The organism is Spirillospora sp. NPDC046719, from assembly GCF_040645715.1.
Lineage (GTDB): Bacteria > Actinomycetota > Actinomycetes > Streptosporangiales > Streptosporangiaceae > Spirillospora.
On the sequence record NZ_JBEYYT010000083.1, the window covers coordinates 1 to 21,595 of the forward strand.

Sequence of the window (21,595 nt, forward strand, 5' to 3'; positions counted from 1 at the left end):
CGGACGGCCGTCGCCGCCCGCGACGTCCGCCTCTCCTACGCCGACCTCAACGCCCGCGCGAACCGGCTCGCCCGGCACCTCGTCGCGCGCGGCGTCGGCGCGGAGGACTTCGTCGCGCTGGCCCTCCCGCGCGACGAGGACCTCGTCGTCGCGGCGCTGGCCGTGCTGAAGGCGGGAGCCGCCTACCAGCCGATCGACCTCGCCTACCCGGCGGACCGCATCGCCTACATGCTGGACGACGCCGCGCCCGCCTGCGTCATCACGACCCGCTCCGCCGAGCTGCCCGGCGGCACGCCCCGCGTCGAGCTCGACGTCCTCGACCTCGGCGGCCTGCCGGGGGACGACCTCACCGACGCCGAGCGCGTCCGGCCGCTCCGCCCGGCCCATCCCGCCTACGTCATCTACACCTCGGGCTCGACGGGCCGCCCGAAGGGCGTCGTCATCTCGCACGCGAACGTGGTCGACTTCTGCGCCGAGTCGATGGTGGGCTACGGGCCCGAGCGGATGCGGCGTGTCCTGTTCTCCACGTCGCTGAACTTCGACGTGTCGCTGTTCGAGTGGCTGGTGCCGCTGACGGCCGGCGGCGAGATCGAGATCGTCCGCGACCTGCTGGAGGTCGCCGAGCGCGGCGGCTGGTCGGGCTCGCTGATCAGCGGCGTGCCGTCGGCGGTGTCGGTGCTGCTGGCGCGGAAGGACTTCCGGCTCGATGTGGGGGACGTGGCGCTCGGCGGGGAGGCGCTCTCACCGCGGCTGCTGCGCGACGTCCGGGCGCTGCTGCCGGACGCGCGGATCTCCAACATCTACGGCCCCACCGAGGCGACGGTCTTCGTGACGGGCTGGTTCGACGACGGCAACGCCTCCGGGATGGCGCCGATCGGCGGCCCGATGGCCAACACCCGCGCGTACGTGCTGGACGAGCGGCTGCGGCCCGTCCCGGTCGGCGTGCCCGGCGAGCTGTACGTGGCAGGCGACGGCCTCGCGCGCGGCTACCTGCGCCGCCCGGGGCTGACCGCCGACCGGTTCGTGGCCTGCCCGTTCGGCGGCCCCGGCGAGCGGATGTACCGGACGGGCGACCTCGTCCGCTGGAACCGCGACGGGAACATCGAGTACCTCGGCCGCCTCGACCACCAGGTGAAGGTCCGCGGCTTCCGGATCGAGCTGGGCGAGATCGAGGCGGCGCTGTCGGCGCATCCCGCGGTGACGCAGAGCGTCGTCGTCGCCCGCCGCGACGCCGCCGGCGACACCGTCCTGGTCGGCTACGTCGTCGGCCCCGACGCCGGGGCGGTGCCGGCGCAGGAGCTGCGCGGGTTCGTCGGCCGGACGCTGCCCGCGTACATGGTGCCGTCGGCGATCGTGGCGCTGGACGCGATGCCGCTCAACCCGAACGGGAAGCTGGACCGTGCCGCGCTGCCCGAGCCGGACCTCGCCGCGCCGGAGTCCGCGCGGGGCCCGCGCGACGCCCGCGAGGAGATCCTCGCCGGCATCTTCGCCGACGTCCTCGGGGTGGAGCGGGTCGGGGTCGACGACGGGTTCTTCGACCACGGCGGCGACTCGCTGAAGGCGACCCGCGTCGTCGCGCGGGCGCGCGCCGCGCTGAACGTCGAGCTGCCCGTCCGGGCGCTGTTCGAGACGCCGACCGTCGCCGGCCTCGCCGAGCGGATCGCCGCGTCCGGCGGCGAGGCGCGGCGGCCCGCGCTGCGGCCGGCGGAGCGGCCCGACCCGCTGCCGGTGTCGCACGCCCAGGAGCGGCTCTGGTTCCTCAACCGCCTCGAGGGCCTCACCGCGACCTACAACCTGCCGATCCCGCTGCGGCTGACCGGCGCGGTCGACGTCGCCGCGATGCGCGCCGCGCTCCGCGACGTCGTCGCCCGGCACGAGTCGCTGCGGACCGTCTTCGGCGACGCCGACGGCGAACCGGTCCAGATCATCCTGGACCCGGCCGACGCCGACCCGCCGCTGGCGATCGGCGACGCCGACCCCGGCGACCTGTTCGGGGCGGTGTTCGCCGACGCCACCCGCGGCTTCGACCTGGCGTCCGACCTGCCCCTCCGCGCCCACCTGTACCGGCTGGGCACGAACGAGGCGGGTGCGGAGGAGCATCTGCTGCTGCTCGTCCTGCACCACATCGCGGGCGACGGCTGGTCGATGGCGCCGCTGGCCCGCGACGTCGTCACCGCCTACCTGGCGCGCCGCGACGGGAAGGCGCCCGAGTGGGCGCCGCTGCCCGTCCAGTACGCCGACTACGCGCTCTGGCAGCGCGAGCTGCTCGGCTCCGAGGACGACCCGGACGGCCTCGCCGCCCGCCAGATCGCCTACTGGAAGGACGCCCTCGCCGGGCTGCCCGACCAGATCGCCCTCCCGCTGGACCGGCCGCGCCCCGACCGCGCCTCCTACCGGGGCGGGCGGGCCGCCTTCGAGGTCCCGGCGGAGCTGCACGAAGGGCTGCGCGCCGTCGCCCGCGACCACCAGGTCAGCGTGTTCATGGTGCTGCAGGCCGCGCTCGCCGCGCTGCTCACCCGGCTCGGCGCCGGCACCGACGTGCCGATCGGGTCGCCGATCGCGGGCCGCACCGACCAGGCCCTCGACGACCTCGTCGGGGTGTTCGTCAACACCCTCGTGCTGCGCACCGACACCTCGGGCGACCCGTCGTTCGCGGAGCTGCTCGCCCGCGTCCGGGAGACCGACCTCGCCGCCTACGCGCACCAGGACGTCCCGTTCGAGCGGCTCGTCGAGGTGCTGAACCCGGTCCGGTCGCTGGCCCGGCACCCGCTGTTCCAGGTGATGCTGACCCTGCAGAACAACCCCGAGGCGTCCGTCGAGCTGCCCGGCCTGAACGTCGCGGTCGAGCCGGTGGACCCGGGCGTCGCGAAGTTCGACCTGGAGTTCCTGCTGGAGGGCGCCCCGGACGGCGGCCTCAGCGGCGTCCTGGAGTACGCGCGGGACCTGTTCGACGCGGAAACCGCCGAGCGGCTCACCGGCTGGTACCTGCGCACCCTCGAACAGGTCGCCGCGACCCGCGCCGCCGTCACCGTGGACGGCCTCGACCTGCCCGGCGTCACCCTCGTCGAGGTCGCCGAACCGGCCGCGGGGCCGGTCGAGAAGCGCCTCGTCGCCTACGTCGTCGCCGCGCCCGGCGAGGCCGTCGACCCGGAGGAGCTGCGCGCGCACGTCCGCGCGAACCTGCCCGAGGCGATGGTCCCCGCCGCCGTCGTCGTGCTGGACGAGCTGCCGCTCACCCCGAACGGCAAGGTCGACACCAGGGCGCTGCCGAAGCCGGACCTCGCGCCCGCCGTCCCCGCCACCGCGTTCCGGGCCCCGTCGGGGGAGCGGGAGGAGGCCGTCGCGGCCGTCTTCGCCGACCTGCTCGGCCTCGACCGCGTCGGCGCCGACGACGACTTCTTCGCGCTCGGCGGCAACTCGCTGATCGCGATGCGGGTCGTCAGCCGCGTCCGCCGGGCGCTGGACGCCGAGCTGCCCGTCCGCGCGCTGTTCGAGGCGCCGACCGTCGCCGGGCTCGCCGCGCTGCTGGACCGCCGGGACGCCGCGCCGGGACGTCCCGCGCTGGAGCGCCGGGAGCGGCCCGAGACCGTCCCGCCGTCGTACGCGCAGCAGCGGCAGTGGTTCCTCAACCGGTTCGAGGGACCGTCCGCGACCTACAACATGCCGATCGCGCTGCGCGTCCGCGGCCGGCTCGACGTGGACGCGCTCCGCGCCGCCGTCGGCGACGTCGTCGGGCGGCACGAGACGCTCCGCACGATCCTGCCCGACAGCGGCGGCGTGCCGCGCCAGCAGGTGCTGGACCCGGCCGCGGCCCGGCCGGAGCTGGAGATCACCGAGACCGCCGAGGCCGAGCTGCCGGCGCGGCTGGCCATGGCGGCCGGCTACGCCTTCGACATCTCCGCCGAGCCGCCGCTGCGCACCCACCTGTTCCGGCTCGCGCCGGACGAGCACGTCGTGCTGCTGCTCCTGCAGCACGTCGGCGGCGACGGCTGGTCGATGGCGCCGCTGGCCCGCGACGTCCTCACCGCCTACGCGGCGCGCGTGGAGGGCCGGGCGCCGGACTGGGCGCCGCTGCCCGTCCAGTACGCCGACTACACGCTCTGGCAGCAGGAGCTGTTCGGGTCCGAGGACGATCCGGACAGCCTGATCTCCCGGCAGATCGCGTACTGGCGGGACGCGCTCGCCGGGCTCCCCGAGGAGCTCGAACTGCCGGCCGACCGGCCGCGTCCGGCGCAGGCGTCCTACCGCGGCGCGACGGCCCGGTTCCGGCTCGGCGCCGACGTGCACGCGGCGCTCCGGAGGCTCGCGCTCGACACCGGCGCCAGCCCGTTCATGGTCGCGCAGGCCGCGTTCGCCGCGCTGCTGACCCGGCTCGGCGCGGGCACGGACGTGCCGGTCGGGTCGCCGATCGCGGGCCGTACCGACGAGGCCCTGGACGACCTCGTCGGCATGTTCGTCAACATGCTGGTGTTCCGCACCGACACCTCCGGCGACCCGTCGTTCCGCGAGCTGGTCGCGCGGGTGAAGGAGACCGACCTCGCCGCCTACGCGCACCAGGACGTCCCGTTCGAGCGGCTCGTCGAGGTCCTCAACCCGCCGCGGCACCTCGCCCGGCACCCGCTGTTCCAGGTCGGGCTGACGTTCCAGAACAACCCCGAGGCGCGGCTGGAGCTGCCCGGCTTCACCGCCGAGGCGGAGCCGCTGCACGCCGGCGTGTCCCGATTCGACCTGCTGATGGTCCTCACCGAGCGGGAGGACGGCCTCGACGGCGAGCTGGAGTACGCGCTCGACCTGTACGACCCGGCGACGGCGGAGCGGCTCGTCGCCCGCTTCGAGCGGTACCTGTCGGCGCTGCTCGCCGACCCGGACGCCCCCATCGGCGCCGCGGACGTCCTCGACCCGGCCGAGCGCGACCTGGTCCTCGGCGAATGGGCGGGCGGCAAGGCGCCGGACGTGGAGCGGTCGACGATCCCGGCGCTGTTCGAGGCGCAGGCGGCGGCGCGTCCGGGTGCGGTGGCGGTGTCGTTCGAGGGCGTGTCGCTGACCTATGGCGAGGTGAACGCGCGGGCGAACCGGCTGGCGCGGCGCCTGGCCGAGCAGGGCGTCGGCCCGGAGCAGTTCGTCGCGCTGAAACTGCCGCGCTCGGCGGACCTGGTCGTGGCGATCCTCGCCGTGCTGAAGTCGGGCGCCGCCTACGTCCCGATGGACCCGGACTATCCCGAGGACCGCATCGCGTACATGGTCGAGGACGCCGCCCCCGTCCTGACCATCGGCCCGGACGATCTCGACGCGTCCGGCTACGACGACGCGAACCTCGGCGTGGCGGTCTCGCCGGACCACCCCGCGTACGTGATCTACACGTCGGGGTCGACGGGGCGTCCCAAGGGCGTCGTGGTCCCGCACCAGAACGTCGTCCGGCTGCTGCGTTCGACGGAGCACTGGTTCGATTTCGGCCCCGACGACGTGTGGACGCTGTTCCACTCCTACGCCTTCGACTTCACCGTCTGGGAGCTGTGGGGCTCGCTGCTCTACGGCGGCCGCCTGGTCGTCGTCCCGTACCTGACGTCGCGGTCGCCGGACGAGTTCCTGAAGCTGCTGGCTGACGAGCGCGTGACCGTCCTGAACCAGACGCCGTCGGCGTTCTACCAGCTCATGGCCGCCGACAAGGCGAACCCGGGCTCGGATCTCGCGCTGCGGTACGTCGTGTTCGGCGGCGAGGCCCTCGAACTGGGCCGCCTGGAGGACTGGTACTCGCGGCACCCCGAGGACGCGCCGACCCTCGTGAACATGTACGGGATCACCGAGACCACGGTGCACGTCTCGTACATCGCCCTGGACCGCGCCTACGCCGCGACCGCACCGGGCAGCGTCATCGGCGCCGGCATCCCGGACCTGCGCGTCTACGTCCTCGACGCGCGGCTCCAGCCCGTCCCGCCGGGCGTCGTCGGTGAGCTGTACGTCGCGGGTCCGGGGTTGGCGCGCGGCTACCTCAACCGTCCCGGCCTGAGCGCGGAGCGGTTCGTCGCCGACCCGTACGGCGCCCCCGGCACCCGCATGTACCGGACCGGCGACGTCGGGCGGTGGCTGAAGGACGGCCGCCTCGAATACCTCGGCCGCAGCGACCAGCAGGTGCAGCTCCGCGGCTTCCGCATCGAGCTGGGCGAGATCGAAGCGGCCCTGGCCCGGCACGACGCCGTGGCGGACGCCGCCGTCGTCGTCCGCGACGACCGCCTCGTCGCCTACGTCGTCGCCTCAGCGCCCGTCGACCCCGCCGAGCTGCGCAGGTTCGCAAGCGGCGACCTGCCCGACCACATGGTCCCGGCCGTGGTCGTGGAGCTGGACGCGCTGCCGCTGACCGTCAACGGCAAGCTCGACCGCAAGGCGCTGCCCGCGCCCGACTTCGCCGCGAAGACGTCCTCTCGTGCGCCCCGCACGCCGGAGGAGGAGACCCTCGCCGGTCTGTTCCGGGAGGTCCTCACCCTGGAGCGGGTCGGGATCGACGACGGGTTCTTCGACCTCGGCGGCGACTCCATCATCGCGATCCAGCTCGTGTCGCGCGCCCGGCAGTCCGGCCTGGTCATCACGCCCCGCGACGTGTTCCAGCACCAGACCGTCGAGGAGCTCGCCGCGGTCGCGCGGCCGGTCGGCGAGGACGAGCGCGTCGAGGCCGAGGCGCCCGGCGCGGGCGTCGGACCGGTCCCGGTCACCCCGATCGTCGCGTGGCTCCGCGACCGGGTCGGCGGCGACGCGTCCCTGATCAGGGGCTTCCACCAGTCGATGCTGCTGCGCACCCCGCCCGCGCTCGGCGCGGAGGGCCTCACGGCCGCGTTCCAGACCGTCCTGGACCACCACGACGTCCTCCGGCTCCGCCTGGACGCCGACGGCGACCGGTGGCAGCCGGTCGTCCGGCAGGCCGGCGCCGTGGACGCCGCCGCCCTCGTCACCCGGGTGGACGTCGCGGGCCTCGACGCCGACAAGCTCGCCGTGGTCATCGCCGAGCAGGCCGCCGCCGCCCGCGACCGCCTCGACCCCGAGGCCGGGACGACGGCGCAGCTCGTCTGGTTCGACGCGGGCCGCGAGCAGGGCCGCCTCCTCGTCGTCCTGCACCACCTCGTCGTGGACGGCGTCACCTGGCGGATCCTGCTGCCCGACCTCGTCACCGCCTGGGCGGGCGGGACCCTCGACCCCGTCCCGACCTCGTTCCGCCGGTGGGCGCAGCGGCTCACCGCCACCGCCGCCGACCGCGAGGACGAGCTGGAGGACTGGCTCGACATCGTGGACGGCCCGCCCCAGCGGCTCGCCCCGCGCGCCCTCGACCCGCGCGTGGACATCGCCGCCCGCGCCCGGTCGCTGACCGTGGAGCTGCCCGCCGACGTCACCGGCCCGCTGCTCACCGACGTGCCCGCCGCGTTCCACGGCCGCGCCAACGACGTCCTGCTCACCGGCCTCGCCCTCGCCGTCGCGCAGTGGCGCCGCCGGCACGGCGCCGGCCGCGGCACGGACGTGCTCGTCGACCTGGAGGGCCACGGCCGCGAGGACGTGGTGCCGGGCGTGGACCTGTCCCGCACCGCCGGCTGGTTCACCTCCATCCACCCCGTCCGGCTCGACGCCGGCGCCGCCGACTGGGCCGCGGTCCGCGACGGCGGCGCCGCCGTCGGCACCGCGATCAAGAAGGTGAAGGAGCAGCTCCGCGCCGTCCCGGACGGCGGCATCGGCTACGGGCTGCTGCGCTACGGCGGCGGTGACGCCGCCGAGGAGCTCGCCGAGCCGCCCGCCGCGCCGATCGCGTTCAACTACCTCGGCCGCGTCGCGCCCGGCGACGGGGACGGCGACTGGACGATCGCGCCCGAGGAGACGCCCGCGGGCGAGGACCCGCGGATGCCGGTCGCGCACGTCCTGGAGATCAACGCGATCACCCGCGACGTGCCCGGCGGCCCGGTGCTGTCGGCGACGTGGACGTGGCCCGGCGGGCTGCTGGAGCCGGCCGCCGTCCGGGAGCTGGCCGACGGCTGGTTCACCGCGCTGCGCGGCCTCGTCGCGCACGTCGCCGCCGCCGGCGACGCCGCCCCCGCCGGCGGGTTCACCCCGTCCGACCTGCTCGTGGACCTGGACCAGAGCGAGATCGACAAGCTGCAGAACGCGTGGAGGGGCCAGTCGTGAACCGGGGGGACCTCGAGGACATCCTGCCGCTGTCTCCCTTGCAGCAGGGGTTCTTCTTCCACGCGCTGTTCGACGCCGAGGGCGGCGACGGCGACGGCGCGGACGGCAGGGACGTCTACACCGCGCAGATCGTGCTCGACCTCGAAGGGCCGGTGGACGCCGGGGCGCTGCGGACGGCCGCCGAGACGCTGCTGCGCCGGCACTCCAACCTGCGCGCCGCGTTCTGGCACGAGGACCTGTCGCGGCCCGTGCAGGTCGTGCCGCGCACCGTCGAGCTGCCGTGGGAGGAGACCGAGGCGGCGGACGCCGCCGAGGCCGACGCGATCGTGGCGCGGGAGCGGGCGCGCGGCTTCGACATGACCGCGCCGCCGCTGCTGCGGTTCGTGCTGGTCCGGACGGGCCCGGAGCGGTACCGGCTGATCTTCACCAACCACCACATCCTGCTGGACGGCTGGTCCACGCCGATCCTGGCGACCGAGCTGTTCATGCTGTACGTGCAGGGCGGCCACGACGCCGGGTTCCCGCGCGTCACCCCGTACAAGAACTACCTGGCGTGGCTGGCGAAGCAGGACCGCGCCGCCGCCGAGGAGGCGTGGCGCCGCGCCCTCGACGGGGTGGAGGAGCCGAGCCTCGTCGCGCCGGAGGCCGCCGCCCGCGCGCCGCGCCCGCCGGAGCGCACCGCCGCCGAGCTGGACGAGCGCACCACCCGCCGGCTGTCCCGCGCCGCCCGCCGGCACGGCGTCACGCTCAGCACCGTGCTGCAGGGCGCGTGGGGCCTGGTCCTCGGCCGGTTCCTCGGCAGCGAGGACGTGGTGTTCGGCGCGACCGTGTCGGGCCGCCCGCCGGAGCTGCCCGGCATCGAGCAGATGATCGGCCTGTTCATCAACACGCTGCCGATCCGCGTCCGGCACCGCCCGGACGAGTCGCTCGCCGCGCTGATGGAGCGGCTCCAGGAGGAGCAGACCGCGCTGCTGGCGCACCACCATCTCGGCCTCACCGACATCCAGCGGGTCGCGGGCCACGGCGGCGCGCTGTTCGACACGATGACGGTGCTGGAGAACTACCCGTTCGACCCGGCCATGCTGGACGGCTCGCTGAACGGGGTCCGCATCGCCGCCGCCGACTCCTACGACGCGACGCACTTCCCGCTGTCGTTCGTCGCGGTACCGGACGACCGGCTGTCGCTGCGCCTGCACTACCGGCCCGACGTGTTCGAGCGCGAGGTCGTCGAGGCGCTGCTGGCCCGCGTCCGCCGCTTCCTGGAGGCGTTCGCGGAGGACTCGTCCCAGCTCATCGGCGCGGTCCCGCTGGCGAGCGAGGACGAGCGCGCCGCCCTGGCGCGCTGGAACGACACCGCCGCCGACGTCCCGTCCGGCACGCTGCCGGCGCTGTTCGAGGCGCAGGCCGCGCGCACCCCCGGCGAGACCGCCCTCGTGTGCGGCGGCACGTCCCTCACCTACGCCGAGCTGAACGGGCGCGCCAACCGCCTCGCGCACGAGCTGATCGCGCGGGGGATCGGCGCCGAGGACCGCGTCGCGATCGTCCTGCCGCGCACGCCCGAGATCGTCGTGGCGATCCTCGGCGTGCTGAAGGCGGGCGCCGCGTACGTGCCGGTCGATCCCGAGTACCCAGCGGACCGCATCGCGTACATGCTGGACGACTGCCGTCCCGCGCTCACCCTCACCGCCGAGGACCTGCCGCTGGGCGGAAGCGGTCCCGAGCACGACCCCGGCGACCCCGCCGACGCCGACCGGGTCCGGCCGCTGCGGGCGGGCAACGCCGCCTACGTCATCTACACGTCCGGATCGACGGGGCGCCCCAAGGGCGTGACGATCCCGCACACCGGCGTCCTGAACTACTTCGAGGCGCACCGGGACGCGTTCATCGACCCGGCGATCGCGGCGGCCGGCGGGCGCCGGATGCGGTTCGCGCACCTCGCGTCGTTCTCGTTCGACACGTCCTGGCACGGGCTGCTGTGGATGATGCACGGCCACGAGCTGCACCTCATCGACGACGCGACGCGCCGGGACGTCGAGGCGTACACCGCGTACGTGGCGCGCGCGCGGATCGACCTCGTCAACACCACGCCGTCGCACTTCGGCTCGCTCCGCGAGGCGGGCCTGCTCGACGATGACGGCCGCCACCTGCCCTCGCACCTGCTGCTCGGCGGCGAGGCCGTCGGCGACGCGCTCTGGAACGAGCTGCGCGAGGTCCCCGGCCTGACGACGCGGAACCTCTACGGCCCGACCGAGTCGACCATCGACACGATGAACCAGGTCGTCGCGCGGTCCGAGCGGGTCTCCATCGGCGGGCCGCACCGCAACACGCGCGCCTACGTGCTGGACGCGGCGCTCCAGCCCGCGCCCGCGGGCGTCCCCGGCGAGCTGTACCTCGCGGGCGCGCAGCTCGCGCGCGGCTACCTCGGGCGGCCGGGGCTGTCCGCCGAGCGGTTCGTCGCCGACCCGTTCGGCGCGCCGGGCGACCGCATGTACCGGACCGGCGACCTCGCCCGCTGGCTCCCCGGCGGCACCATCGAGTACCTGGGCCGCGCCGACGACCAGGTCAAGATCCGCGGGTTCCGGGTCGAGCCGGGGGAGATCGAGGCCGTCGTCGCCGGGTTCGACGGGGTCGCGCGGGCCGCCGTGGTCGTCCGCGAGGACCGGCCCGGCGACCGGCGCCTCGCCGCCTACGTGGTGCCCGCCGACCGGGAGGCGGGCCTGGACGCCGCCGCGCTGCGGCGGTCCGCGGCCGAGCGGCTGCCCGACTACATGGTCCCGGCGTTCACCGTGCTGGACGCGCTGCCGCTGACCGTGAACGGGAAGCTGGACCGGTCCGCGCTGCCCGCGCCCGACACCGGCGCGCCGGTGAGCCGCGCGCCGCGCTCCCCGCAGGAGGAGATCCTCTGCGGGCTGTTCGCGGAGATCCTCGGCGTCCCGCGGGTCGGCGTCGATGACGGGTTCTTCGACCTCGGCGGCGACTCGCTCACCGCGACCCGCCTCGTCGGCCGGATCCGGACCGCGCTGCGCGCCGAGCTGCCCGTCCGGGCGCTGTTCGAGGCCCCGACGGTCGCGGGCCTCGCCGAGCGCCTCGCCGGGGCCGGCGGGGACGTGCGGCCTCCGCTGCGCCGCGCCGAGCGCCCCGAGGTCGTGCCGCTGTCGTACGCGCAGCAGCGGCTCTGGTTCCTCAACCGGTTCGAGGGCGCGTCCGCGACGTTCAACATGCCGGTCGCGCTGCGGCTGGAGGGCGCCCTCGACCTGGACGCGCTGCGCGCCGCGCTCGCCGACGTCGTGGAGCGGCACGAGTCGCTGCGGACGATCTTCCCGGACGGGTCGGGCAGCGCCCGCCAGCTCGTCCTGGACCCGGCCGCCGCCCGGCCGCGCCTCGACGTCGCCCCCGTCGCCGAGGCGGCGCTGCCGGCGGCGCTCGCCGCCGAGGTCGGGCGGGGCTTCGACCTGTCGGTGGAGCCGCCGCTGCGGGCCCGGCTGTTCGCCCTCGACGGTGACACGCACGACGGCGGCACGCACGGCGGTGACACGCACGACGATGACACGCACGACGGGGGCGCGCACGTCCTGGTGCTGGTGCTGCACCACATCGCGGCGGACGGCTGGTCGATGGCGCCGCTGGCCCGCGACGTGGTCCTCGCCTACGCGGCGCGCGCGGAGGGCCGGGCGCCGCAGTGGGCGCCGCTGCCCGTCCAGTACGCCGACTACACGCTCTGGCAGCGCGAGCTGTTCGGGTCGGAGGACGACCCGGACAGCCTGATCTCCCGGCAGATCGCCTACTGGCGGGACGCGTTGGCGGGGCTGCCGGAGGAGCTGCGGCTGCCCACCGACCGGCCGCGCCCGCCGGAGGCGTCCTACCGGGGCGGCACGCACGCCTTCGAACTGGACGCCGAGCTGCACGCGGGCCTGCTGCGCCTCGCCCGGGAGAGCGGCGCGAGCCTGTTCATGGTCATGCAGGCCGCGTTCGCCGCGCTGCTGACCCGGCTCGGCGCGGGCACCGACGTCCCGATCGGGTCGCCGATCGCGGGCCGCACCGACGAGGCCCTGGACGACCTCGTCGGCATGTTCGTCAACATGCTCGTCCTGCGCACCGACACCTCCGGCGACCCGTCGTTCCGCGAGCTGGTCGCGCGGGTGAAGGAGACCGACCTCGCCGCCTACGGCCACCAGGACCTGCCGTTCGAGCGGCTCGTCGAGGTGCTGAACCCGGCGCGGTCGATGGCCCGGCACCCGCTGTTCCAGGTCGCCCTGTCGTTCCAGAACAACCCCGAGGCGCGCCTGGAGATGGACGGCCTCACCGGCGGCGCGGAGCCGCTCACCGCCGGGACGGCGAAGTACGACCTGTCCCTCTACCTGGAGGAGCGGCACGGCGGCGACGGCGCGCCGGACGGGATCGAGGCCGGTCTCGAATACGCCCTCGACCTGTTCGACCCGGCGACGGCCGCCGCGATCGCCGGACGGTTCGAGCGGCTCGTCCGCGACCTCGTCGCCGACCCGGACGCCCCCATCGGCACCGCCGAGATCCTGGAACGCGCCGAACGCCGCACCATCCTGCGCAAGTGGGCGGGCGGCAAGGCGCCGGAGGTGGAGCGGTCGACGATCCCGGCGCTGTTCGAGGCGCAGGCGGCGGCGCGTCCGGGGGCGGTGGCGGTGTCGTTCGAGGGCGTGTCGCTGACGTATGGGGAGGTGAACGCGCGGGCGAACCGGCTGGCGCGGCGCCTGGCCGAGCAGGGCGTCGGCCCCGAGCAGTTCGTCGCGCTGGCGCTGCCGCGCTCCGCCGATCTCGTCGTCGCGATCCTCGCGGTCCTGAAGGCCGGGGCGGCGTACGTCCCGATCGATCCCGACTATCCCGAGGACCGCATCGCGTACATGGTCGAGGACGCCGCCCCCGTCCTGACCCTGCGCCCCGACGACCTGGACGCGTCCGGCTACGACGACGCGAACCTCGGCGTGGCGGTCTCGCCGGACCACCCCGCGTACGTGATCTACACGTCGGGGTCGACGGGGCATCCCAAGGGCGTCGTGGTCCCGCACCAGAACGTGATCCGGCTGCTGCGCTCCACCGAAGAGTGGTTCCACTTCGGCCCGGACGACGTGTGGACGCTGTTCCACTCCTACGCGTTCGACTTCTCGGTGTGGGAGCTGTGGGGGCCGCTGCTGAACGGCGGCCGTCTCGTGGTGGTCCCGTACCTGACGTCGCGGTCGCCGGACGAGTTCCTGAAGCTGCTGGCCGACGAGCGGGTCACCGTCCTGAACCAGACGCCGTCGGCGTTCTACCAGCTCATGGCCGCCGACAAGGCGAACCCGGGCACTGATCTCGCGCTGCGGTACGTCGTGTTCGGCGGCGAGGCCCTCGACCTCGGACGCCTCGAAGACTGGTACTCCCGGCACGCCGAGAACGCGCCGACCCTCGTCAACATGTACGGGATCACCGAGACGACCGTCCACGTGTCGTACCTCGCGCTCGACCGGGTCTCCGCGGCCACCGCGCCGGGCAGCGTCATCGGTACCGGCATCCCGGACCTGCGCGTCTACGTCCTCGACGCGCGGCTCCAGCCCGTTCCGCCGAACGTGGTGGGGGAGATGTACGTCGCCGGTCCGGGGCTGGCGCGCGGCTACCTGAACCGCCCCGGCCTGTCCGCCGAGCGGTTCGTCGCCGACCCCCACGGCAAGCCGGGCACCCGCATGTACCGGACCGGCGACCTCGGCCGCTGGCGCGCCGACGGCACGCTCGAATACCTCGGCCGCGCCGACCAGCAGGTGCAGCTGCGCGGCTTCCGGATCGAGCTGGGCGAGGTCCAGTCCGCGCTGACCAGGCACGACGCCGTGGCGGACGCGGCCGTCGTCGTCCGCGACGACCGCCTGATCGGCTACGTCGTGACCACCGGCGAGGCCGACCCGGCGGAGCTGCGCGCGTTCGCGGGCCGGGGCCTGCCCGACTACATGGTCCCGGCCGCCGTGGTGGTGCTGGACGCGCTGCCGCTCACCACGAACGGCAAGCTCGACCGCGCGGCGCTGCCCGCGCCCGACTTCGCCGCCAAGGCGTCGTCGCGCGCGCCCCGCACGCCCGAGGAGGAGACGCTCGCCGGGCTGTTCGCCGAGGTGCTGAACCTGGAGCGGGTCGGGATCGACGACGGGTTCTTCGACCTTGGCGGCGACTCCATCATCGCGATCCAGCTCGTGTCGCGCGCCCGGCAGTCCGGCCTGGTCATCACGCCCCGCGAGGTGTTCCAGCACCAGACCGTCGAGGAGCTGGCGGCGGCGTCGCGCCCCGTCGGCGAGGACGAGCGGATCGAGGCGGAGGCGCCCGGCGCGGGCGTCGGCCAGGTCCCCGCCACCCCGATCATGCGCTGGTTCCAGGAGCTGGACGGCCCGACCGCCGGCTACAGCCAGCGGATGCTGCTGCAGGTCCCGCCCGGCCTCGGCGCCGGGGAGCTGGCGGCGGCCCTCCAGACCCTCGTCGACCACCACGACATGCTGCGGCTCCGCGTGCGGGACGGCGAGTTCGAGGTCGCCGAGCCCGGCGCGGTCGACGCGGCGCCGCTGGTCCATCGCGTCGACGTCACCGGTCTTGAGGGCGGCGCGCTGCGCGCCGTCCTCGCCGAGCAGGCCCGCGCCGCCCGCGACCGCCTCGACCCCGAGGCCGGGACGGTGGCGCAGCTCGTCTGGTTCGACGCCGGCCCCGGCGCGTCCGGCCGCCTGCTGCTGACCCTGCACCACCTCGTCGTCGACGGCGTGTCCTGGCGGATCCTGCTGCCCGACCTCGTCACCGCTTGGGCGGGCGGGACCCTCGACCCCGTCCCGACCTCGTTCCGCCGCTGGGCGCAGCGCCTGGTCGCGGAGGCGTCCGACCCGTCCCGCACCGCCGAGCTGGCGCTGTGGGAGGACGTCCTCGCCACCCCCGACCCCGCCCTCGGCGCCCGCCCCCTGGATCCGAAGGCCGACACGTTCGGGACGGCCCGGCACCTCACCCTCCACCTGCCCGCCGACGTCACCGGGCCGCTGCTCACCGACGTCCCGGCCGCGTTCCACGGCCGCGCCAACGACGTCCTGCTCACCGGCCTCGCCCTCGCCGTCGCCGAATGGCGCCGCGACCGGGGCGTGGGCGACGACACCGCCGTCCTCATCGACCTGGAGGGCCACGGCCGCGAGGAGATCGTGCCGGGCGTCGACCTGTCCCGCACCGCCGGCTGGTTCACCGCGATCCACCCCGTCCGGCTCGACGCCGGCTGGGTCGAGCCCGGCGACGTCCGCGAGGGCGGGCAGGCCGTCGGCACCGCGCTGAAGCGGGTCAAGGAGCAGCTGCGGGAGATCCCCGACAACGGGATCGGGTACGGGCTGCTGCGCCACCTCAACCCGGCCGCCGCGCGGCGGCTCGGCGGCCGCCCGCACCCGCAGATCGCCTTCAACTACCTCGGCCGGTCCGCGGTGCCCGAGGCCACCGACTGGGGGCCCGCAGGGCAGGCCGACGCCGAGGCGCTCGGCGGCGGGCAGGACGACGCGCTCGGCCTCGTCCACGCCGTCGAGGTCAACGCCCACACCCGGGACCTTCCGGACGGCCCCGAGCTGAGCGCCACCTGGACCTACGCGGGCGGCCTGTTCGACGAGCACGCCGTCCGCGACCTCGCCGAACGCTGGTTCGCGGCGCTGCGCGGCCTCGTCGCGCACGTCGTGGACGCGCCCGCCGACGGGCCCGTGGGCGGCTTCACCCCCTCCGACCTGTCGCTGGTCGACGTCAGCCAGGACGAGATCGACGAGCTCGCCGCCGAACTCGACGGTGAATGGGAGCTGGATTGAGCAAGTCGCAGCTTGAGGACATCCTCCCGCTGTCCCCGTTGCAGCAGGGCCTGTTCTTCCACGCCCTGTACGACTCGGGGCACGACGTCTACACCGCGCAGATCGTGTTCGACCTGCGCGGCCCCCTCGACGTGGACGCCCTGCGCGCCGCCGCCGCGACGCTCCTGCGCCGGCACGCGAACCTGCGCGCCGGGTTCCGGCAGCGCAAGGAGGGCTCGCCCGTCCAGGTCGTGCACCGCGCCGTCCGGCTGCCGTGGGAGGACGCCGACCTGACCGGCCTGCCCGAGGCCGAGCGGGACGCGCGGGCGCGGGAGCTGGCCGAGGCCGAGCGGGCCCGCCCGTTCGACATGGCCCGGCCGCCGCTGCTGCGCTTCCTGCTGATCCGGCTGGCGGACGGCCTGCACCGGATGGTGTTCACCAACCACCACATCCTGCTCGACGGCTGGTCCACGCCCGTCCTGCAGACCGAGCTGTTCGCGCTGTACCTCGCCAAGGGCGACGACACCGGCATGCCGCGCGTCGCCCCGTACAAGAACTACCTCGCGTGGATCGCGGGGCAGGACCGCGCCGCCGCCGAGGACGCCTGGCGCCGCGCCCTCGACGGCGTCGACGGGCCGACCCTCGTCGCGCCCGGCGCCGGCGAGCCCGGCGCCGCTGAGCCCGGCCGCGTCCGGATCCGGCTCACCGAGGACCTCACCGCCGCGCTGTCCGCGCGCGCCCGCGCCGAGGGCGTCACCCTCAACACGGTCCTCCAGCTCGGCTGGGGCGTCCTGCTCGGCCGCCTCACCGGCGCGACGGACGTGGTGTTCGGCGCCGCCGTGTCCGGGCGCCCGCCGGAGCTGCCCGGCGTCGAGCAGATGATCGGCCTGTTCATCAACACGCTGCCGATCCGCGTGCGGGTCCGCCCCGGCGACACGGTCGCCGCCGCCCTCACCCGCCTGCAGGACGAGCAGGCCGCGCTGATGCAGCACCACCACCTCGGGCTGTCGGACGTGCAGCGGCTCGCCGGCGCCGGACCGCTGTTCGACACGATGACCGTCCTGGAGAACTACCCGTTTGACCCCGACGCCGCCGGCGCCGACCTCGGCGGCCTCACCCTCCACAACGTCGACGGCCACGACGCAACCCACTACCCGCTGACCCTCGCCGCCGTCCCGGGCCCGGGAGGTCGGTCGGGGTCGGTTGGTCGGGGCGGACAGAGCCTGTCGCTGCGGCTGGACTTCCGCACGGACCTGTTCACCGAGGACGGGGCGCAGCGGCTGATGCGGCGGTTCGTCCGGATCCTGGAGTCCGTCGCGCACCGCCCCGACCTGCCGCTCGGCCGCATCGACGTGCTGGAGGACGACGAGCGCGACCTCGTCCTGCGCGCCTGGCAGGGAACCGGTACGCAGCGCCGCCCCGGCACGCTGACCGGCCGCTTCGCCGAGCAGCTCGCGAAGACGCCGGACGCGGAGGCCGTCGCCGTCGCGGGCGGCGAGACGCTCACCTACGCCGAGCTGGACGAGCGCGCGAACCGGCTGGCGCACCGCCTCGCCGGGCTCGGCGTCCGCCGCGAGACGCCCGTCGCGGTCCTGGTGGAGCGGTCGGCGGCCAGCGTCGTGGCGTCCCTGGCCGTGCTCAAGGCGGGCGGCGCCTACGCGCCGATCCACCACGCCTACCCGCCCGAGCGGACGGCGTGGGCCATCGCCGAGGTCGACGCGCCCGTCCTGCTCGTCGACACCGCCATGCGCGGCCGCGTCGACCGCCTCGACACCTCCGCCCACGTCGTCGTCGTGGACGACGATCCGGAGACCGGTGCGCAGCCCGCCACCGCCCCGGACGTCCCGTGCCACCCCGAGCAGCTCGCCTGCGTGCTGTTCACCTCCGGCTCGACCGGCGTGCCGAAGGGCGTCATGCTCCGCCACAGCGACGCGGTGAGCCTCGCCACCGACGGGGAGCTGCGCGGCGGCGCCCACGACCGCGTGCTCTTCCACTCCCCGCACGCCTTCGACGCGCACATCTACGAGATCTGGACGCCGCTGCTGCACGGCGGCGCCACCGTCGTCGCGCCGCCCGGCCACCTCACCGGCGAGTCCGTCGAGGAGCTGGTCCGCGCGCACGGCCTCACCGGCCTGTTCCTCACCACGACGCTGTTCAACCTGATCGCCGACGAGCGGCCGCGGGCGTTCGCCGGGCTCCGCGAGGTGCTCACCGGCGGCGAGGCCGGCTCCACCGCCGCGATCCGCCGGGTCCTCGCCGCCTGCCCGGACACCGAGGTCGGCAACGTCTACGGCCCCACCGAGGCGACCACCTACACCACCGTCGACCGGCAGCGGGCCCGGCTGACCGCCGACCTCGGCGAGACGTCCGCGCTGCTCGGCCGCCCCATGGACGACCGGCGGATGTACGTGCTCGACCCGGCGCTGCGGCCCGTCCCGCCCGGCACGGTCGGCGAGGGCTACATCGCCGGCCCGGGGGTCGGCCGCGGCTACCTGCGGCGCGCGTCCCTGACGGGGGAGCGGTTCGTGCCCGACCCGTTCGGGCCGCCCGGGTCCCGCATGTACCGGACGGGCGACCTCGTCCGGCACCGCCCCGACGGCGCCCTCGAATACGTCGACCGCGCCGACCAGCAGGTGAAGGTCCGCGGGTTCCGGATCGAGCTGGGCGAGATCGAGGCCGCGCTCACCGCGCACCCGGCCGTCGCGAACGCCGCCGTCGTCGCCCGCCAGGACGCCCCGGGCGCCAAGACCATCGTCGCGTACGTCATCGCGCCCGGCACCGACGGGCTCAAGGAGTTCCTCGCGGCGCGGCTGCCGGAGTACATGGTGCCCGCCGCGTTCGTCCGGCTCGACACCTTCCCCGTCGGCCCGAACGGCAAGCTCGACCGGCGCGCCCTGCCCGCGCCCGACTACGCCGAGGCCGCCGCCGGGCGCGACCCCGCCACCCCCGACGAGGAGGTGCTCTGCGGGATCGTCGCGGACGTCCTCGGCCTCGACCGGGTCGGCGCCGACGTCAGCTTCTTCGACCTCGGCGGCGACAGCATCGCCGCGCTGAAGCTCGTCACCCGTGCCCGCCAGGCCGGGATCGAGCTGACGCCCCGCGACGTGTTCACCCACCAGACCGTCGAGGCGCTGCTGCGCGCCGGGGAGCCCGAGGACCGGCTCGGCTTCGAGATGCTCCTGCCGATCCGCACCACCGGGACCCGGCCGCCGGTCTTCTTCGTCCACCCCGCCGGCGGGCTCGCCTGGAGCTACCTGCAGTTCCAGCGCCACCTCGGCCCCGACCAGCCGATCTACGGCCTCCAGGGCAGCGCGTTCACCCGCGAGGACCTTCCCGGCTCCGTCGAGGAGATGGCGCGGGACTACATCGAGCAGATCCGCGCCGTGCGGCCGTCCGGCCCCTACCACCTCGTGGGCTGGTCGCTCGGCGGCCTCATCGCCTACGAGATGGCCGTCCGGCTCCAGGAGGCCGGGGAGCGCGTCGGGCTGCTCGGGCTCATCGACGCCTACCACACCCAGGACCTGGAGGCGGAGAAGCGGGAGATCCTGCCCGAGCTGCTGGAGTCCATCGGGATCGACGCGCGGATGGTCGCCGACGACGGCCATCCCGACATGGCCCAGATCATGGCGGTGCTCGCCGAACGCGACGACGCCCTCGCCACCCTCCAGGAGGACGACCTCGTCAACGTCTACCGCAACTACGAGAACGGCCTGCGCCAGGCCGAGCGGTACCGGCCCGGCCGGTACCGCGGCGACGTCGTCTTCTTCACCGCCCTGCGGGGCCGCACCGCGGACTCGCCGACCGGGCCGTCCAACTGGGGGCCGCTCGTCGAGGGGCAGATCGAGGACTACCCCCTGGACGTCGAGCACCACTTCCTGCTGGAGCCGGGCCCGGCCGCCGAGATGGGCGCCGTGCTCGCCGCGAAACTCGACAAACTGCACGTCAACGACCAGACACCTGGGAACACGGGAAAGGGACTCCGATGACGAACCCCTTCGAGGACGCCGACGGCACGTACGTCGTCCTCGTCAACGACGAGGGCCAGCACTCGCTGTGGCCGTCGTTCGCCGAGGTCCCCGACGGATGGACGGTCGCCAAGGCCGAGGACACCCGGCAGGCCTGCCTGGAGTACATCGAGGAGAACTGGACCGACATGCGGCCGAAGAGCCTCATCGAGGCCATGGGTGAGTGACCCGGCGGCGGGGCGCGCCCTGGAGATCCCCGCGGTCACCGAGTGGGCGATGGAGATGCTCGACGCCGCCGACCTGCGGCCCGCGCCGCTGCCCGGCGTCGAGATGACCTTCACCCTGGCCGGGGTGCCGTCCGCGGACGTCAACCGGGCCCTGTACGCGATGGTCGGCGCCCGCGTCTGCTGGACGGACCGCTTCCCCTGGACGCACGCCGACTGGCGGGCCTGGGTGGAGCGCCCCGAGCTGTCCACCTGGCTCGCGATGGCCGAGGGGACGATCGCCGGGTTCTTCGAGCTGGAGGCCCAGCCCGGCGGCGACACCGAGATCCACCTCGTCGGGCTGACCCCGGCGTTCGTCGGCCGCGGCTACGGCGGCTACCTCGTCGAGCAGTGCACCCGGCGGGCGTGGCAGCGCGGCGAGCTGTGGGCCGCCGGCAGCGGCCCCGCCTCGCGGGTGTGGCTGCGCACCAGTACGCTCGATCATCCGAACGCGATGGCCAACTACCGGCGCCGCGGCTTCAAGGTGGCGGCGGAGACGACCGCGGCCAAGCTGGTCCCGGACCCGCGGGTCGCGCCGTGGCCGCTGCCGCACGACCCGCGCGCGGCGTCCCGCCGGTACCAGGAGGAGGAGCTGATCACGTGAGCTGGTTCCGCTGCCCGGAGACCCGGCCGTGGGCGTCGATGCGGCTGTTCTGCCTGCCGCACGCGGGCGGGTCCGCGGTGTTCTACCGGCCCTGGGCGAAGGCGGTCAGCCCGGCCGTCGAGGTGCAGGCCGTCCAGTACCCGGGCCGCGCCGACCGGCTGGCGGACGCGTTCGTCACCGACGCGCACCAGCTCGCCCGGCTCGTCGCCGGGGCGATGGCGCCGCTGATGGACCGGCCGGCGGCGCTGTTCGGGCACAGCATGGGCGCCGTGCTGGCCTACGAGGTGGCGCGGCTGCTCCAGGAGCGGGGCACCCCGCCGGTGCACGTCTTCGCCTCCGGCGCCCGGCCCCCGCACGACCGGGGCGGCGAGCGCGTGGCGGACCGGGACGACGACGGCGTGGTCGAGGCGATGGTGGAGCTCGGCGGCACCGACACCGAGGCGCTGCGGGACCCGGAGCTGCGCGAGCTGGTCCTGCCGTACGTGCGCAACGACTTCGCGCTGATCGAGTCCTACGAGCACCGGGACGGGACGCGGCTGGCCGTCCCGGTCACCGCGATCATCGGGGACGCCGACCCGCACGTCACCGAGGCGCAGGCCAAGGGGTGGGGGACGCTCACCGACGGCCGCTTCACGCTGACGGTGCTGCCGGGCGGCCACTTCTACCTGGCCGACCAGCAGCCGAGCGTCATCAAGGAGATCCACCGCACGCTGGAGGTCCCCGCCTGACGCGGCAGGGCGGCGGACCGGCGCTCGGGATTCCCGAGCCCCGGCCCGCCGCCCACCCGGCGTCGCGGTGAACACGGCTACCGGCCGGCTGGGA

6 protein-coding genes are annotated in these 21,595 nt (G+C 75.1%); all 6 read left to right on the top strand.

The genetic code is table 11. The features are described 5' to 3' along the window. Positions 1-8,160, top strand: an 8,160-nt coding sequence (locus ABZ914_RS16810) for an amino acid adenylation domain-containing protein (RefSeq protein WP_500193789.1), incomplete at its 5' end; no start/stop codon positions are given. Further along, positions 8,157-15,962 carry an amino acid adenylation domain-containing protein gene (locus ABZ914_RS16815; protein ID WP_500193791.1) on the top strand — a complete coding sequence of 2,602 codons (7,806 nt, stop codon included), beginning with the start codon at positions 8,157-8,159 and terminating at the stop codon, positions 15,960-15,962. The genes ABZ914_RS16810 and ABZ914_RS16815, both read left to right, overlap by 4 nt. Continuing rightward, a complete protein-coding gene (locus ABZ914_RS16820; protein WP_500193793.1) occupies positions 15,959-19,927 on the top strand; it encodes an amino acid adenylation domain-containing protein in 3,969 nt (1,322 codons plus the stop codon). The genes ABZ914_RS16815 and ABZ914_RS16820 overlap by 4 nt, the downstream gene beginning before the upstream one ends. Continuing rightward, positions 19,924-20,133, top strand: coding sequence for an MbtH family protein (locus tag ABZ914_RS16825; RefSeq protein WP_190866509.1), 210 nt, complete (start codon positions 19,924-19,926; stop codon positions 20,131-20,133). The genes ABZ914_RS16820 and ABZ914_RS16825 overlap by 4 nt, the downstream gene beginning before the upstream one ends. Next, on the top strand, positions 20,126-20,773 hold the full coding sequence (locus ABZ914_RS16830; RefSeq protein ID WP_347257060.1) for a GNAT family N-acetyltransferase: 648 nt from the start codon (positions 20,126-20,128) through the stop codon (positions 20,771-20,773). The genes ABZ914_RS16825 and ABZ914_RS16830 overlap by 8 nt, the downstream gene beginning before the upstream one ends. Next, on the top strand, positions 20,770-21,501 hold the full coding sequence (locus ABZ914_RS16835) for a thioesterase II family protein (RefSeq protein ID WP_500193796.1): 732 nt from the start codon (positions 20,770-20,772) through the stop codon (positions 21,499-21,501). Before ABZ914_RS16830 ends, ABZ914_RS16835 begins: the two co-directional genes overlap by 4 nt. Positions 21,502-21,595: the final 94 nt, after the last annotated feature.

What these genes read in the sequence shown, in the direction of transcription:
- ABZ914_RS16825 (WP_190866509.1), top strand. Translation starts at nt 19,924, where the DNA reads ATGACGAACCCCTTCGAGGACGCCGACGGCACGTACGTCGTCCTCGTC.